The 15645-nt window shown below is 73.8% G+C and carries 12 protein-coding genes; 1 reads left to right on the forward strand and 11 read right to left on the reverse strand.

Annotation, left to right across the window (positions count from 1 at the left end):
• Positions 1–170 precede the first annotated feature (170 nt).
• Complete coding sequence (locus MJ876_RS06060) at positions 171–2288, forward strand: hypothetical protein (RefSeq protein ID WP_240235308.1); 2118 nt, start codon at positions 171–173, stop codon at positions 2286–2288.
• A 40-nt stretch (positions 2289–2328) separates the two neighbouring features.
• Here MJ876_RS06060 and MJ876_RS06065 read toward each other — a convergent pair whose 3' ends face one another.
• From MJ876_RS06065 to MJ876_RS06115, 11 genes are all read right to left on the reverse strand, one after another.
• Positions 2329–3465 carry an ATP-binding protein gene (locus MJ876_RS06065; protein ID WP_240235309.1) on the reverse strand — a complete coding sequence of 379 codons (1137 nt, stop codon included), beginning with the start codon at positions 3463–3465 and terminating at the stop codon, positions 2329–2331.
• 44 nt (positions 3466–3509) lie between these two features.
• Complete coding sequence (locus MJ876_RS06070; RefSeq protein ID WP_240235311.1) at positions 3510–4514, reverse strand: aldo/keto reductase; 1005 nt, start codon at positions 4512–4514, stop codon at positions 3510–3512.
• A gap of 20 nt (positions 4515–4534) precedes the next feature.
• The gene (gene araA / locus MJ876_RS06075) at positions 4535–6061 is read right to left on the reverse strand and encodes an L-arabinose isomerase (RefSeq protein WP_240235313.1); all 1527 of its coding nucleotides are present in this window, start codon (positions 6059–6061) and stop codon (positions 4535–4537) included.
• Between the two features lie 25 nt (positions 6062–6086).
• Positions 6087–6764: an L-ribulose-5-phosphate 4-epimerase gene (locus tag MJ876_RS06080; protein ID WP_240235315.1), complete on the reverse strand. Its 678-nt coding sequence runs from the start codon at positions 6762–6764 to the stop codon at positions 6087–6089.
• Complete coding sequence (gene araB / locus MJ876_RS06085; RefSeq protein WP_240235317.1) at positions 6761–8464, reverse strand: ribulokinase; 1704 nt, start codon at positions 8462–8464, stop codon at positions 6761–6763. The genes MJ876_RS06080 and araB overlap by 4 nt, the downstream gene beginning before the upstream one ends.
• Positions 8461–9513: a LacI family DNA-binding transcriptional regulator gene (locus MJ876_RS06090; RefSeq protein WP_240235319.1), complete on the reverse strand. Its 1053-nt coding sequence runs from the start codon at positions 9511–9513 to the stop codon at positions 8461–8463. Before MJ876_RS06090 ends, araB begins: the two co-directional genes overlap by 4 nt.
• The gene (locus MJ876_RS06095) at positions 9510–10733 is read right to left on the reverse strand and encodes a sugar ABC transporter permease YjfF (protein WP_240235321.1); all 1224 of its coding nucleotides are present in this window, start codon (positions 10731–10733) and stop codon (positions 9510–9512) included. Before MJ876_RS06095 ends, MJ876_RS06090 begins: the two co-directional genes overlap by 4 nt.
• Complete coding sequence (locus MJ876_RS06100) at positions 10730–11836, reverse strand: ABC transporter permease (protein ID WP_240235323.1); 1107 nt, start codon at positions 11834–11836, stop codon at positions 10730–10732. Before MJ876_RS06100 ends, MJ876_RS06095 begins: the two co-directional genes overlap by 4 nt.
• Complete coding sequence (locus MJ876_RS06105) at positions 11829–13418, reverse strand: sugar ABC transporter ATP-binding protein (protein WP_240235325.1); 1590 nt, start codon at positions 13416–13418, stop codon at positions 11829–11831. The genes MJ876_RS06100 and MJ876_RS06105 overlap by 8 nt, the downstream gene beginning before the upstream one ends.
• Before the next feature lie 56 nt (positions 13419–13474).
• Positions 13475–14479, reverse strand: a complete 1005-nt coding sequence (locus MJ876_RS06110) for an ABC transporter substrate-binding protein (RefSeq protein ID WP_240235327.1) — start codon at positions 14477–14479, stop codon at positions 13475–13477.
• A gap of 152 nt (positions 14480–14631) precedes the next feature.
• Positions 14632–15645, reverse strand: coding sequence for an aldose epimerase family protein (locus tag MJ876_RS06115; RefSeq protein WP_240235329.1), 1014 nt, complete (start codon positions 15643–15645; stop codon positions 14632–14634).

Consider the following 15645-nt stretch of genomic DNA (forward strand, 5'->3'; position numbering starts at 1 on the left):
GACCACCCGACGACCACCACCGGGCACCGCTGGACATCTGCTGAGCAAATCTTTACCGTCCCGAGCCGTCGAGCCCCTCCCGGACGGGCGCCGGGCGGCCCTAGCCTGCACTCGGCTCGGGACCGCAGACCTCGTCGCGCCCCCGGGCGCCGGACCAAGGGACACCCCTCATGACCTCCCCCCTCGGCCGCGGCCTCGCCGCCTCCGCCGTCGCCGCCCTCACCCTCGGCGGCCTCGTCGCGCCGCTCTCCCCCGCGTCCGCCGCGTCCGCCGCGTCCGCCGAGGGCCCACAGCTGCGCCTGATCGCGCCGTACAACGCCCAGCGGGCCATCTCGTTCGAGCCGGAGCGGATCTTCTCCAGCGACGCCAGCGTCCACCTCGTCGCGGAGGTCGACGACCGCGACGCCACCATCACCTTCGAGTGGAACGCGACCCCCGACGCCGCCGAGGACGACCCCGGCTGGACGGCGATCACGGACCCGACCCTCGTCACCGGGCGGTTCGCCTCCGTCGAGTGGCGCGACGGCCCGCCGGCGGCGGGCTCGCGGATCGCCGTGCGCGTCGCCTCGAGCACCTCGACCGGCGAGACCCGGTACTCCACCCTGCGCGACGTGCTGGTCGCCGGCGCCGAGGAGCCGGAGGTCGTGAGGAGGGACGCCGCGTCCCTGCCCCCGGTGCGCTTGTTCCTCGGCGGCGAGCAGGGCTTCTTCACGCAGCCCTACGCCGACACCCGTCGCACGCGCGCGCTCACGGGGGTCACCGGGACGACCCGGGCGACCGACGGCTCGGTCGCCCTGTCGGCCTGGAGGTCCGGCACCGGCACCTTCCAGGGCATCAGCCGCGCCCGGGTGGTGCGCAACCCGAACAAGGCTCCCAACGAGCCCGCCGACGGCACCTTCGCCACCAGCCTCGACCTGACGTCCGTGAGGCCCGCCGACGGGCGCGTGGTGGTGCTCGGCGCCGAGCGGGGGACGGACGACGCCGTCCCGGTCACGCTCTACCGGCAGAGCATCGAGGAGGTCGTGGCCGAGGCCCGGCCCGGTCGGGAGGGGGAGGACTCCGAGGTGACGGTCGGCGTCCTCGACCAGCAGGGGCGCGGGGTGGCCGGGGCCGAGGTGTTCACCCGCGCCACGCGCTCCGGCCCCGCCCGGCGGGTCGGGTACACCGACCACCAGGGCCTGGTGGTCGCGACGCAGCCGACCGGCACCACCGCGAGGTACTACGCGAACGGCGACGACGCCGACGGGTTCTCCTCCACCTCCGACCGGACCACCGGGCCCGTCGTCGTCCAGTCCTACGAGCCCCAGCCGTCCAGCATCGACGACTACTTCGCCGACACCACCGTCTTCGACGTCGACGAGTACGCCCCCGGGGACGTCGCCCTCACCGTGCTCGACCAGCAGGGCCGCCCGGTCGCGGCGGGGGCCGAGGTCGAGTACCGGGTCTACGAGCAGGGCCAGGAGCCGGGCCCCTGGGTGGTCGGCACCACCGACGACACCGGACGGGTGCCGGTCGACCCCGGCACCGGGGTCGACCCCGACCTCCGCCGTGGCGTCCTCGAGTACCGCTTCCCCGGCGACGGCTTCTTCGGCGGCACCGGCTTCACCACGGGTCAGGCGTCCCTGACGCTGACGCCCGCCGAGGAGGGCGCGCTCCCCTCGGGCGGGGCCCGCACCTGGACCGGCTCCCTCACCCTCGACGGGCAGCCCCTCGCGGGTCGCGCGATCGACCTGATGTACCGCCGCGGCGTCGAGAACGTCCCTGGCCGCGACGCCGACGCCGGGCTCGTGACCCGCGACGGCATCGCGCTGTCCCGTCGCGTCGTGACCCGGTCGGACGGCGGCTTCGGCGTCGAGGTCACCGACGTCGCCGAGCGGGGCGACCCCGCCGAGCTCGGCGGCCGGCTGACGGCCGCCACCGGGGAGACCCTGCCCGACGCGGACAGCACCCTGTCCGGCGACGCCGGTGCGAGCGCGTCGGACCGCGTCGACTTCGGCAGCGGCAAGGGCGGCGTGACCCTCCACCGGTCCGGCGTCGGCGACGGCGCGGGGTCCGACCGGGTCACCGTGACCGGTCCGAGGTCCGTCGCCGGCGAGAAGGTGCGCTTCGTGCGCGTCGGCGCCCAGGGCGGGCGCACCGAGCTCGCCGTCCGTCGGCTCGACGCGGCAGGCGACCGGACGCTGACGTTCCCCGACGGCAACGGCACCCGGACCACGACGTACGTCGTGGAGCTGCTCGAGAGCCGCCGCGTCCGGCCCACCGAGACGGAGCCGCTGCCCCTGCGCTGACACGGGGGGCCCGCCGGGTCCGACCGGGAGGGCCCGACGGCTAGTCGAGCGACTCCAGGTACTCCGCGAGGTAGGGCAGCGCGAAGCGGACCCGGCCCCGGCCGACGGGCTCGATCATCCCGGCCAGGATCAGCCGCTGGCGGTAGCGCGAGCCGTAGGAGTGGGTCACCCCCATCCGGTCCAGCACGTCGGCCACGGCCGAGACCCCGCCGTCGCCGAGCATGGCGGCGAGGTAGTCGCGGTCGCGGTCCGACAGGTCGTTCACGGCGACCTGGTGCACCTGGGTCCCGAGGTCGCGGATCGCGCGGGGGACGGCCTCGGCGACGTGGTCGTCGGTGACGAGCTCGGAGGACGGGTCCGCCTCCCAGGCGTGCTGACCGATGATCTGCACCAGGTAGGGGTAGCCCCGGCTCGCCCGGGCGGCCTCGTCCAGGGCCGACGGCCCGATCCGGCGTCCGGCCCGCACGATCGGCTCCCGGAGGGCCTGGGCGGCGTCGTCGTAGGTCAGGGGACCGAGGTCGAAGCGGGTCGCGCGGCGCAGGAACGTGACGACGTCGTCGGTCAGGACGTCGTGGACCGCCGCCGGCAGGCCTGCGCCGGCGAAGGCGACCTGACGCCCCTCACGGACGAGGTGCTGGAAGGTCGCCGCCACCGTCGCGAGGTCGTCCCCCGCGCGCCCGGCCCGGTGCACCTCGTCGAGGGTCAGCAGGATCCCGGCGCCACGCTCGGCCATCGCCTCGGCGAGCGCGGAGAGGTTCGCGCGCAGTCCCTCGAGGGTCCCGCCCGCCTCCCGCTCGACCTCGACGCCGACGCCGCCGGGGAGCGACACCCCGGTCACCCGCGTGCGCGGCCGGGGGTCGACCGGGGTGGGGGTCGTCTCCGCCGCGACGTCCCGCCAGGCCTGCGGGACCAGCTCGGTGAGCAGGCGGTCCAGCAGGCCGGGCGAGACCGTGTCGTTGAGGACGAGCCAGCCCTGGGAGCGCGCCTCGTCCTCGACCTCGTTCAGCGCCACCGTCTTGCCGATCCCGCGGGCGCCGGTGAACAGCACGGTCCGCGCCGCGGCGCCGGGGCCGGCCCGGAGCGCGTCGCCGAACCGGCCGACCTGCACGCTCCTGCCGGCGACCACCGGCGGGCTGGCGCCGAAGGACGGGCGGAAGGGGCTGTAGCGGGCGTTCATAGAACGTCATACTAGGCGTTGACGTTCATAGAACGTCATAGACGTCACCAGCGGTGGTGGACCTCCGGCCGGATGCGGGCGTCGTACAGGTCACGCACCGCCGCGTGGAAGTCCTCGCCGAGGGCGGGCAGCCGGCCCGCGGCCGCGTTCGAGCGGGCCTGGTCGACGTTGCGCGCGCCCGGGATGACGGTGGTGCACCCGTCCTGCTGCAGGCACCAGGCGATGGCGGCCTGGGCGGGGCTCGCCTCGCCGTCCAGCCCACGGGCGAGGGCGACGAACTCCTGGGCGGCGGCCACGCCGACGTCGTAGGGGACGCCGGAGAAGGTCTCCCCCACGTCGAACGCCGAGCCGTCGCGGTTGAACGTGCGGTGGTCGTCGGCGGCGAACGTCGTCGACGCGTCGTACCGGCCGGACAGCAGGCCAGAGGCCAGCGGCACCCGCGCGATGATCCCGACGCCGGCCGTCGCGGCGGCGGGCAGCACCTGCTCCAGGGGCTTGAGGCGGAAGGCGTTGAGGATGATCTGCACGCTCGCGACGCCCGGCCGCGCGATGGCCGCGAGGGCCTGGTCGCAGGTCTCGACGGACACGCCGTACGCCGCGATCGAGCCGTCGGCGACGAGCGCGTCGAGGGCGTCGTACGTCGCGTCGTCGGTGATGGTCGCCGAGGGCGGGCAGTGCAGCTGGACGAGGTCGACGGTGTCGACGCCGAGGTTGGAGCGGGAGCGGTCGATCCACGCCCGGAAGTTGTCGGGGTTGTAGTTCTCCGGCACCTGCTCCTCGCGGCGCCCGAACTTCGTCGCGACGACGATCCCGGCGTCGGGGTGGTCGGCGAGGAACCGGCCCACCACGCGCTCGCTGCGGCCGTCGCCGTACACGTCGGCGGTGTCGTAGAAGGTGACCCCCGCCTCGAGGGAGGCCTCGAGCACGTCGCGGGCGTCGGACTCGCTCACCTCGCCCCAGTCGGCGCCGAGCTGCCAGGTGCCGAGGCCGACGACGGTGACGTCGCGTCCGGTGCGGCCGAGGGTGCGGGTCTCGAGTGTCTCGCTCATGGGTCGATCCTCTCGCGCGCTCACAGGCGCGCGGCCAGGCGGTGGTAGGCGGCGTTCCAGCGCAGCTCGCGGGCGAAGGTGCGGGGGGTGGTGTCGGCGTCGATGGTGACGACCTCGACCGAGACCATCTCCCCGAAGTCCTCGAGCACCTCGCGACCCAGCGCGGTGGTGAGCACGGTGTGGTGCGGGGCGCCCGCGAGCAGCCACGACTCGGCGGACGTCGACAGCGACGGCCGGGGCTCCCAGACCGCGCAGGCGACGGGGAGTCGCGGGAGGTCCTCGTCCGGCTCGACGACGTCGATCTCGTTGACGGTGAGGCGGAACCGGTCGCCCAGGTCGGACAACCCGGCGACGAGGCCGGCGGCGGGGGTGGCGGTGAAGCGCAGGCGCACGGGGTCCTCGCGACCGCCGATGGCCAGCGGGTGCACCTCCAGGCTCGGGGTCGCCCGGGTGATCGTCGGGCAGACCTCGAGCATGTGCGCGCCGAGGATCTTCTCGGCGCCGGGGACCAGGTGGTACGTGTAGTCCTCCATGAAGGAGGTGCCGCCCGGACGGCCCTCGGCCATCGCCTTCATGCCGCGCAGGAGCACCGAGGTCTTCCAGTCGCCCTCGCCGCCGAAGCCGTAGCCGTCCGCCATCAGCCGCTGGACGGCGAGACCGGGCAGCTGCCGGAGCCCGCCGAGGTCCTCGAAGTTCGTGGTGAAGGCGCGGTAGCCGCCGTCGACGAGGAAGGTCCGCAGGCCGAGCTCGATGCGGGCGCCGTACCGGAGCGACTCGTGGCGCTCGCCGCCGGGCAGCAGCTCGGGGGCGACGCGGTAGCGGTCGGCGTACTCGACGACGAGCTTGTCGACGTCGTCGTCGCCCATCGCGTCGACGACCTCCACGAGGTCGTTCACGCCGTGGGTGTTGACCGAGACGCCGAAGCGCAGCTGGGCCTCGACCTTGTCGCCCTCGGTGACGGCGACGTCGCGCATGTTGTCGCCGAAGCGGACCAGGCGCAGCGTCGACAGCTCGTGGCGGCCCACGGCCGCGCGGGCCCAGTCCTCGACGCGGCGGCGGACGGCGGGGTTGCCGACGTGGCCGGCCACCACGGTCCGGGCCACGCCGACGCGGGCCTGCACGTGGGCCATCTCGCGGTCGCCGTGGGCGGCCTGGTTGAGGTTCATGAAGTCCATGTCGATGGTCGACCACGGCAGCTCCATGCCCGCCTGCGTGTGCAGGTGCAGCAGCGGCTTCGACAGCGCGTCGAGGCCGGCGATCCACATCTTCGCCGGCGAGAAGGTGTGCATCCACGTCACGACGCCCACGCACTGCGGGGCCGCGTTGGCCTCGAGCATCTGGGCGTGGATGGCCCCGGCGTCGAGGAGCACCGGCTTCCACACCACCGCGACGGGCAGGTCGCCGTCGGCGGCCAGACGCTCGGCGACGCCGCGCGACTGCTCCGCGACCTGGTCGAGGGTCTCGGGGCCGTAGAGGGACTGGCTGCCCGTCAGGAACCAGACCTCGGGTGGGGGCTGGGTCCTCGCCGGGGAGGTGATGGCGGTCATGGGTGGACTCCTTCGGACCGGCGCGTCAGCGCTGGCCGTAGACGTTCTGGTAGCGGTCGAAGAGGCTGTCGACGGCGTCGGCGGCGATGGGCAGCGGCTGGCCGAGCTGGCGGGCGACGTGCACGGTCCTCGCGACGTCCTCGCACATCACGGCGGCCTTCACCGCGGAGCGGGCGTCCCTGCCCACCGTGAAGGGCCCGTGGTTCTGCATCAGCACCGCCTTGGAACGGCTGTGGCGCAGGGTCTCGACGATGCCGCGGCCGATCGAGTCGTCGCCGATGACGGCGAACGGCCCCACGGGGATCTCACCGCCGAACTCGTCGGCGCCCATCGTCAGCACGCAGGGCACGGGCTCGCCGCGGGCCGCCCAGGCCGTCGCGTACGTCGAGTGGGTGTGGACGACGCCGCCCACCTCCGGCATGTGCCGGTAGACGTAGGCCTGCGCGTCGGTGTCGGAGGACGGGGCGTGCTCGCCCTCGACCACCCGGCCGTGCAGGTCGCAGACGACCATGTTCTCCGGGGTGAGGTCGTCGTAGGAGACCCCGGAGGGCTTGATGACGAGCAGGTCGTGACCGGGCACCCGGGCGGAGACGTTGCCCGCGGTCCACACGACCAGCTGGTAGCGCGTGAGCTGCTCGTGCAGCGCGCACACCTCCCGCCGCAGGTCGAGCAGGGTGTCGCGGACGTCGGCGGTGACGGTCACCGCTCCTCCTCCCTCGCCGCGCGCCGCTCGGCGGCGGCGCGGCGGATCGCGCCGAGGCGCCGCATGGCCCGGTCGTCGCGACCGAGCCGGTCGTGCAGGGCGCGGTACTCGGCGTACAGCTCGTCGTAGACGGCGGAGGCCGCCTCGTCGGGCTGGAACACCCCGCGGCGGACCTTCCCCATCGACTTCGCGGCGGTCGGGACGTCCGGGTGGAGACCGGCGGCCACCGCGGCGTGGATCGCCGAGCCGAGCGCCGGGCCCTGCTCGGAGTCCGCGACGGACAGCGGCAGCCGGGTGACGTCGGCGTAGACCTGCATGAGCAGCGGGTTCTTCGCCAGGCCCCCGGCGACGACGAACTCGTCGACCCCGACGCCGGCCTCGCGGAAGGTCTCGACGATGACGCGGGTGCCGAAGGCGGTGGCCTCGAGCAGGGCGCGGTAGACGTCCTCCGGCCGGGTGGCGAGGGTCAGGCCCATCACGAGCCCGGTGAGCTGGTGGTCGACCAGCACCGAGCGGTTGCCCGACAGCCAGTCGAGGGCGACGAGCCCGTGCTCGCCGACCTCCTGCTGCGCGGCCAGCCGGGTGAGGTGCTCGTGCAGCCCCTCCCCGGCGGCCGCCGCCGCCTCGGCGTACGACGCGGGGACGGCGTTGTCGACGAACCAGCCGAAGACGTCCCCGACGCCGCTCTGGCCGGCCTCGTAACCCCAGAGGCCGGCGACGATGCCGCCGTCGACGACCCCGCACATGCCGGGGACCTCGCGCAGCACCTCGGCGCTCATGACGTGGCACGTCGAGGTGCCCATGATGGCGACCATCTGGCCGGGGTCGACCGCCTGCGCCGCCGGGGCCGTGACGTGGGCGTCGACGTTGCCGACGGCGACGGCGATGCCCTCCCGCAGACCGGTCCAGGCCGCCGCCTCGGCGGTCAGCCCCCCGGCGCGGTCGCCGAGCGCGCCCACGGGGTGCTCGACCTTGTCGGCGACGAACGACCCGAAGCCGGGGGCCAGGGCCTCGAGGAACTCCGGCGACGGGTGCCCGCCGTCCTGCAGCATCCCCTTGTAGCCCGCGGCGCAGGCGTTGCGGACGTAGGTGCCGCACAGCTGCCAGACGATCCAGTCGGAGGCCTCCACGAACCGTTGGGTCGCGTCGTAGGCCTCGCGGTCGGCCTCGAAGACCTCCAGGCCCTTGGCGAACTGCCACTCCGAGGAGATGAGCCCGCCGTAGCGGGGCAGCCACGACTCGCCCCGCTCCGCGGCGAGGGCGTTGATGCGGTCGGCCTGCGGCTGGGCGGCGTGGTGCTTCCAGAGCTTCACGTACGCGTGCGGCCGAGCGGCCCAGCCGTCGACCTCGCTGAGCGGGGTGCCGTCGTCGAGGCAGGGCACGACGGTGCTGGCGGTGAAGTCGGTGGCGATGCCGACCACGTGGGCCGGGTCGACGCCGGCGGCGGCCACCGCGGCCGGCACCGCGACCCGCAGCACGTCGCGGTAGTCGTCGGGCACCTGCAGCGCCCAGTCCGGCGGCAGGCGGCGCCCGCTGCCGGGCAACCGCTCGTCGACGACCCCGTGGGGGTAGGGGTGCACGGCGGAGCCCAGCTCCGCCCCGTCGGCCACGCGGACGACGACCGCGCGACCGGAGAGCGTGCCGTAGTCGACGCCGACGACGTACGACGGCCGCTGCTCCTCGTACCGGTGCTCGCTCACGTGGTGCTCCTTCCGCGGGCGGCCGTGCTGCGCCGCTCGACGAGGGTCGGGGGGATGGTGCGCGCGGGGCCGTCCGCGGGACGCGCCCCGGCGATGGCGGCACCGAGGATCTCGATGGCCCGGCGGCCGACGGCCCGGAAGTCCTGCTTCACGGTGGTCAGCGGCGGGATCAGGTACGGCGCCTCGGGGATGTCGTCGAAGCCGACGACGCTGACGTCGTCCGGCACCGAGACGCCCCCCTCGGCGAGGGCCAGCAGGAGGCCGAGCGCCATGTGGTCGTTGGCGACGAAGACCGCCGTCGCGCCGCGGGCGAGGACCTCCCGGCCCGCGCGGTAGCCGCTGGCCGGCGTCCAGTCGCCCTCGACGACGCGCGACGTGCGCAGCCCCGCGTCGTGCATCGCGTCCTGCCAGCCCTCCCGGCGACCGCGGGCCTCGACCCACTCCTGCGGCCCGGCGACGTGGACGACCTCCGTGTGGCCGAGGTCGAGCAGGTGGCGGGTCGCGAGCACGGCGCCGGCCTGCTGGTCGACCCCGACGGTCCAGGGCGCCCGCGCGGGGTCGCCCTCGATGACGACCACGGGCAGCCCGGCGGCGGTGGAGCGGGCGGCGGTCTCGAGGGCGTGGTCGTTGGCGGCGATGAGGACGACGCCCTCGACGTGCTGGTCGCGCAGGTGGCCGAGCGCGGCGTCGAGCTCCGGTCCGGTGACCTGGGGCAGGTTGACCGAGCTGACGAACATGCCCGCGGCGCGGCCGGCGGCCTGGACGGTGCGGTGCACCGTGCTCGGGCCCCACAGGCCGCCCGCGGTGCCGACGACGCCGATGGTGCCGGAGCGTCGGGTCACCAGGGCCCGCGCCGCGTTGTTGGGCCGGTAGCCGAGCTGGGCGATCGCGGCCTCCACCCGTGCCCGGGTCTCCGGGCGCAGGTTGTTCTGGCCGTTCACGACGCGCGAGACCGTCTGGTGGGAGACGCCGGCGAGCCGGGCGACGTCCGCCATCACCGGCAGGCGGCCGGCGGTCGTCGCCGGCGGCGGCGCGACGAGGTCGGTCACGGCTGCCGCCGGGTCAGCACCCGCTGCATCACGACGAAGACCAGCACCAGGGCGCCGATGACGATCTTCGTCCACCAGGAGCTGAGCGTGCCGTCGAAGGAGATGAAGGTCTGGATCGTGCCGAGCACGAGGACCCCGAGCAGCGACCCGACGACCAGACCCCGCCCGCCGGCGAGGAGGGTGCCGCCGATGACGACCGCCGCGATGGCGTCCAGCTCCATGCCCACCGCGTGCAGGCTGTAGCCCGACAGCATGTAGAAGGCGAAGAGCAGGCCGCCGAGCGAGGCGCAGAACCCGCTGACGGCGTACACCCCGACCTTCACGAGGCCGACCCGCAACCCCATGAGGAGCGCCGAGGCCTCGCTGCCGCCGATCGCGTAGACGGTCCGGCCGAACCGGGTCCGGTGCAGGACGAGCACGGCCACCGCCACGGTGGCCAGGGCGATGACGACCGAGTACGTCGTGGTGAGGGCCGGGTCACCCATCAGCAGGAGCGTCACCCACATGCCGACCCCGAGCCCGACGAGGACGGGCACCAGCGCGGAGCGCAGCGACCTCCGCCTCACCAGCGCGGCCAGCATCCCGAGTCCCAGCAGGCCGATGACGACCCCGCCCTGCCACGGCGCGAGCGCGATCGGGATCGGCTCCGAGGCGAGGAAGAAGAAGGTGTCGTCGCGGATCGGGATGGACTCGACGGAGATCAGGTAGCACAGGCCCCGGGCCAGGAACATGCCGGCGAGGGTCGCGATGAAGGGCTGCACGTCGAAGTGGTGGATCACCAGCCCGGTGAGCAGGCCGAGCACGGTGCCGACGGTCAGCGTCGCCGCGATGGCGGCGTACGGCGACCACCCGTCCTGCAGGGTCCAGGCGGCGACCATCGTCGACAGCGCCACCACCGAGCCGACGGACAGGTCGATGCCGCCGGTGAGGATGACGAAGGTCATCCCGACGGCGAGGACGACGAGGAAGGCGTTGTCGGTCAGCAGGTTCAGGATGACCTGCGAGGAGGTGAACCCCTCGTAGCGCAGCCCGCCGACCTGGAGCATGCCCAGGAACAGGGCGAGCGTGGCGAGCAGCGGGACGAGCTGGGCCGAGGGCCGGTAGGTGCGCAGGGCGTGCCACCAGCGGCCCGGGCGCGAGCCTGCCGCCGGGGTGGAGGGCGCCGTCCTGGGGGCCGGGGTGGTCGCGCCGCCGGGCGCGGGCCGGGTCTGAGTGCTCATCGGGTGCCTGCCTTCGCGAGCGTCGGGGCCGAGGACTCCCCGGCCGGGGCGGGGTCGCCCGCGGGCGGCCCCTCGGGCGGCGCGGGTGTCGCGGAGGCGGTGCGGCGCCGTCGTAGCACCGCCCGGGCCTTCGGGGACTGCAGGAGGCAGACGACGATGACGACCACGGCCTTGAACAGGTAGTTGGTCTCCGACGGGATCCCGATGTTCGGGATCGTGGCGGCCAGCGTGGTGATGAGCAGGGCGCCGACGAAGGTGCCGGCGAGCGAGAAGCGGCCGCCGGCGAGCGAGGTCCCGCCGATGACGACGGCGAGGATCGCGTCGAGCTCGATCCACAGGCCGGCGTTGTTGGCGTCGGCGGCGGAGGTGTTGGCCGCGATCATCAGGCCCGCGAGGCCGGCGCAGAAGCCGGAGAAGACGTACACGGTCCAGCGGATGGTGACCGCACGGACACCGGCCAGCCGGCTGGCCTCCGGGTTGATGCCGACCGCCTCGACGAGCATGCCGAGCGCGGTGCGGCGAACCAGCAGCGCGGTGAGGGCGAAGACCGCCCACGCCACGAGCGCCGCGACGGGGAGCCCGAGGACGAACCCGACGCCGATGGTGCGGAACGACTCGTTGTTCACCGTGGTGATCTGCCCGTCCGTGACGAGCATGGCCAGGCCGCGGCCCGCGACGAGGAGCACCAGCGTCGCGATGATCGGCTGGATGCCCAGGACGGAGACCAGGAACCCGTTCCACAGCCCGAGCGCGACGCACGTCGCCAGTGCGAGGCCGCACGCCACGATCGCCGTGCCGAGGGCCGACTCGTCGGGCGCCGAGACCATGTGGACGCAGGCGACGGCTCCGCCGATGGCCGCGACCGCGCCGACCGAGAGGTCGATGCCGCGGGTGGCGATGACGAGGGTCATCCCGAGCGCGATCAGCAGCACCGGGGCGCCGTTGCGGACGATGTCGACGAGGCTGCCGAACAGCCTGCCGTCCTGGACGCGGACCTCGATGAAGCCGGGGTTCGCGGCGACGTTCACCACCAGCAGCCCGAGCAGGACCAGCAGCGGCCACAGCAGCGTGCTCGACAGCACGCGGGACGACGCGCTACGCACGGGCGCCCACCTCCTCCGCGCGGGCGTCGCCCGCGATGATCTCCAGGACGTCGCCCACGGCGACGTCGACGTTCGAGCGCTCGTCGATCTTGCGGCGGTCCCGCATGGTGACCACGCGGTCCGACAGGCGCAGCACCTCCTCCAGCTCGGCGGAGATGAACACGACGCCGAGACCGCGGCGGGCGAGGTCGGCGACGAGCTGCTGGATCTGTGCCTTCGCGCCGACGTCGATGCCCCGGGTGGGCTCGTCGAGGATCAGCAGGTCCGGCTCGGTGATCAGCCAGCGGGCCAGCAGGACCTTCTGCTGGTTGCCGCCCGACAGGTTGCGCATGAGGGCGTCGGGGTCCGCGGGGCGGATGTCCAGGGCCTCGATGTACTCGTCGACCAGCCTCCTGCGCGTGGCCGACGGGATGGGGCGCAACCAGCCGCGGGTGGCCTGGAGCGCCAGGAGCATGTTGTCGGCGACCGAGAGGTCGCCGATGACGCCCTCGGACCGTCGGTTCTCCGACAGGAAGGCGACCTTGCGGTCGATGGCCTGCCGCGGTGCGCGCAGCCGGGTGCGCCGCCCCGAGACCTCGAGCGTGCCGGTGTCGGAGGTGTCGGCGCCGAAGAGCAGCCGGGCGAGCTCGGTACGGCCCGAGCCGAGCAGCCCGGCGAGACCGACCACCTCCCCGGGCCTCACCTCGAGGTCGGTGGCGAGCAGCGAGCCCTTGCGCCCGAGCCCCACCGCCCGGAGGACGGGCTCGGACGACGCGGGCCCGGCGTCCTCGGCGTCGAGCTCGCGCTCCAGCTTCTCGAGGACCTCGAGCTCGCGGCCGATCATCAGCTGCACCAGCTCGAGCTGGGTGAGGTCGGCGGTCATCCGCTCCCCCACGAGCCGACCGTTGCGCAGGATGGTCATCCGGTCGGTGATCTCGAAGATCTGGTCCAGGAAGTGCGAGACGAACACGATCGCGACGCCGGCCGCCCGCAGGCGACGCATGACGGTGAAGAGCTTCTCGACCTCGTCGGCGTCCAGGCTGGAGGTCGGCTCGTCGAGGATCAGCACCTTCGCGTCGACGTCCACCGCCCGGGCGATGGCGACGAGCTGCTGGACGGCGATGGGGTGGTCGCCGAGGGTGGACGCCGGGTCGACGTCCAGGCCGAGGCGGTCGAGGGTGGCGCGGGCGCGGCGGTTCATCGCGCGGGTGTTGATGGCGCCGAGGAAGCGCGGCTCGCGGCCCAGCATCATGTTCTCGGCCACCGTGAGGTTCGTGCAGAGGTTCACCTCCTGGTAGACGGTGCTGATGCCCGCCTCCTGCGCCGCGGACGGGGAGGCGAGGCGGACCTGCCGCCCCTCGACGGTGACGGTGCCGGAGTCGATGCCGTAGACCCCGGTGAGGGCCTTGATCAGCGTCGACTTCCCGGCCCCGTTCTCGCCCATGAGGGCGTGCACCTCGCCGGGGTAGAGGCGGACGGAGACGCCGTCGAGCGCGCGGACGGCGCCGAAGCTGATGCTGATGTCGTCCATGGCCACCACGGGGTCGCCCGGCGGGCCGCCGGCCGGGGCGCTGGTGGGCTTCACCGACTCCAGGTGGGCCATGTGCGGTGCTCCTCGTCTGGTGCTGCTGGGGGTGGCGCTGGTGGTGCGGACGGAGCTCAGTACTGACGCTCGTCGATGACCTCGGCGGCCTCGTCCTGCGTGAAGGTGGTCTCCTCCGTCACGACGCGGGGCTCGACCTCCTCGCCGGCGACGACCTGCTCGGCGAGCTCCATGAGCTGGGGGCCGAGGAGCGGGTTGCACTCGACGATGTAGTTGATCTTGCCGTCGACCAGGGCCTGCATGCCGTCCTTGACGGCGTCGACGGTGATGATCTTGATGTCCTCGCCCGGGGTCATGCCGGCGGCCTCGATGGCCTCGATGGCGCCGAGCCCCATGTCGTCGTTGTGGGCGTAGACGACGTCGATGCCGTCCTCGGAGTTGAGGAAGGACTCCATGACGCGCTTGCCGCCGTCACGGGTGAAGTCGCCGGTCTGCGACGCGGTGACCTCGATGGAGTCGTCGGAGGCGATGGTGTCGGCGAAGCCCTCGGCGCGGTCGATGGCCGGCGCGGCCCCGGTGGTGCCCTCGAGCTGGACGACGTTGACGTCGCCGTCGCCGTCCACGTCGGACTCCTCGGCGTTCTCGACCAGCCACTCGCCGGCCCGCTCGCCCTCGAGGACGAAGTCGGAGCCGAGGAAGGTCTCGTAGAGGCTGTCGTCCTCGGAGTCGACGGCGCGGTCGGTGAGGATGACCGGGATGCCGGCGCGCTTGGCCTCGAGCAGGACGGCGTCCCAGCCGGTCTCGACCACGGGGCTGAAGGCGATGACGTCGACGTCCTGCTGGATGTAGGAGCGGATCGCCTTGATCTGGTTCTCCTGCTTCTGCTGCGCGTCGGAGAACACCAGCTCGATGCCCGCCTCCTCCGCGCTGTCCTGGATGCTCTGGGTGTTGGCGGTGCGCCAGCCGCTCTCGGCGCCGACCTGGGCGAAGCCCATGGTGATCGTGTCGTCGCCACCGCCGCCCGAGGCGTCGTCCGCACCGCTGCTGGTGCCGCCGCACGCCGTGAGGGCGAGGCTCCCGACGGCGAGGGCGGCCGCCGCGCTCATGGTCTTCTTCAGCACTGTTCTTCCTCCGGGTCCAAGCGGGGCGGGAGCCCCTGTGACTGGTGTCACGCCAGGAGTGTGAACGCTAACATTCGATGCGGTCAACCACCTGGACCGTCTTGAGCGAATCTTGATGTGAACGCTCACCCGACACCGCGGGCGGAGACCGGTCAGAGCGCGGAGAAGCGCCAGACGAGGCGCGAGCGCCACTCCTGGCCGGGCTCGAGGACCACGGAGGGCCACTCGGGGTGGTGCGGGCTGTCGGGGAAGCCCTGGGGCTCCAGGGCGATGCCGTCGCCCTGCCGGTGGGGCACGCCGCCGTGCCCGACGCTCGAGGCGTCGAGGAAGTTGCCGGTGTAGACCTGCAGCCCGGCACGGTCGGTCGACAGGGTCAGCCGGGTCCGCGAGGCGGGGTGGTCGAGCACGGCGGCCTCGCGCACGGCGCCCGTCTCGGCGGGAGGGTCGAGGACCACGTTGTGGTCGATCCCGCGGGCGTCGGCCAGCTGCGGGTGCGGCGTCCGCAGGACGTCGCCGAGACGACGCGACTCCCGGAGGTCGAACGGCGTGCCGGCGACGTCCTCGTGCTCACCGAGGGGGATGCCGGTCGCGTCGACCGGCGTGAAGCGGCTCGCCCCCAGGCGCAGGTGGTGGTCGTCGATCGTCCCGGTGCCGACACCGCCGAGGTTGAAGTACGAGTGCTGGGTCAGGCCGACGACGGTGACCGCGTCGGTGGTGGCCGCCAGCTCGACCTCGACCGCGTCGTCGCTCACCCGGTACGTCGCCGTCGCCCGCAGCGTGCCCGGGTAGCCCTGGTCGCCGTCCGGGCTGGTGAGGGCGAACCGCGCCGAGCGTTCGTCGTGGGACTCGAGCTCCCACTCGCGGCGGTGGAAGCCGTCGGGCCCGCCGTGGAGGTGGTGGCCGCGGTCGTTGGTCGGCAGGCTCACCCGCCCGGTGGGCAGCGGGAGGTCGCCGTAGGCGATCCGGTTCGCGTAGCGACCGATGACCGCGCCGTGAAACTCGGTCGCCGCGAGCCGCTGCTCCGGCGTGTCGTGGCCGAGCACGACGTCGCGTCGGCGGCCGTCGCCGCCGGTGACCTCGAGCCGGTGGACGCACGCACCGAGGGTGAGCAGGTGCAGCACGGGGCCGGGAGCGGACCCCAGGGTCAGCGCTGTGGTCCCGGTCAC

Source organism: Nocardioides sp. CFH 31398 (assembly GCF_022436705.1).
GTDB lineage: Bacteria > Actinomycetota > Actinomycetes > Propionibacteriales > Nocardioidaceae > Nocardioides.

Coding starts and splice junctions, on each gene's coding strand:
- araA (WP_240235313.1), bottom strand. CDS start 6,061: ATGACCGCCATCACCTCCCCGGCGAGGACCCAGCCCCCACCCGAGGTC.
- MJ876_RS06060 (WP_240235308.1), top strand. CDS start 171: ATGACCTCCCCCCTCGGCCGCGGCCTCGCCGCCTCCGCCGTCGCCGCC.
- MJ876_RS06105 (WP_240235325.1), bottom strand. CDS start 13,418: ATGGCCCACCTGGAGTCGGTGAAGCCCACCAGCGCCCCGGCCGGCGGC.
- MJ876_RS06095 (WP_240235321.1), bottom strand. CDS start 10,733: ATGAGCACTCAGACCCGGCCCGCGCCCGGCGGCGCGACCACCCCGGCC.
- MJ876_RS06065 (WP_240235309.1), bottom strand. CDS start 3,465: ATGAACGCCCGCTACAGCCCCTTCCGCCCGTCCTTCGGCGCCAGCCCG.
- MJ876_RS06070 (WP_240235311.1), bottom strand. CDS start 4,514: ATGAGCGAGACACTCGAGACCCGCACCCTCGGCCGCACCGGACGCGAC.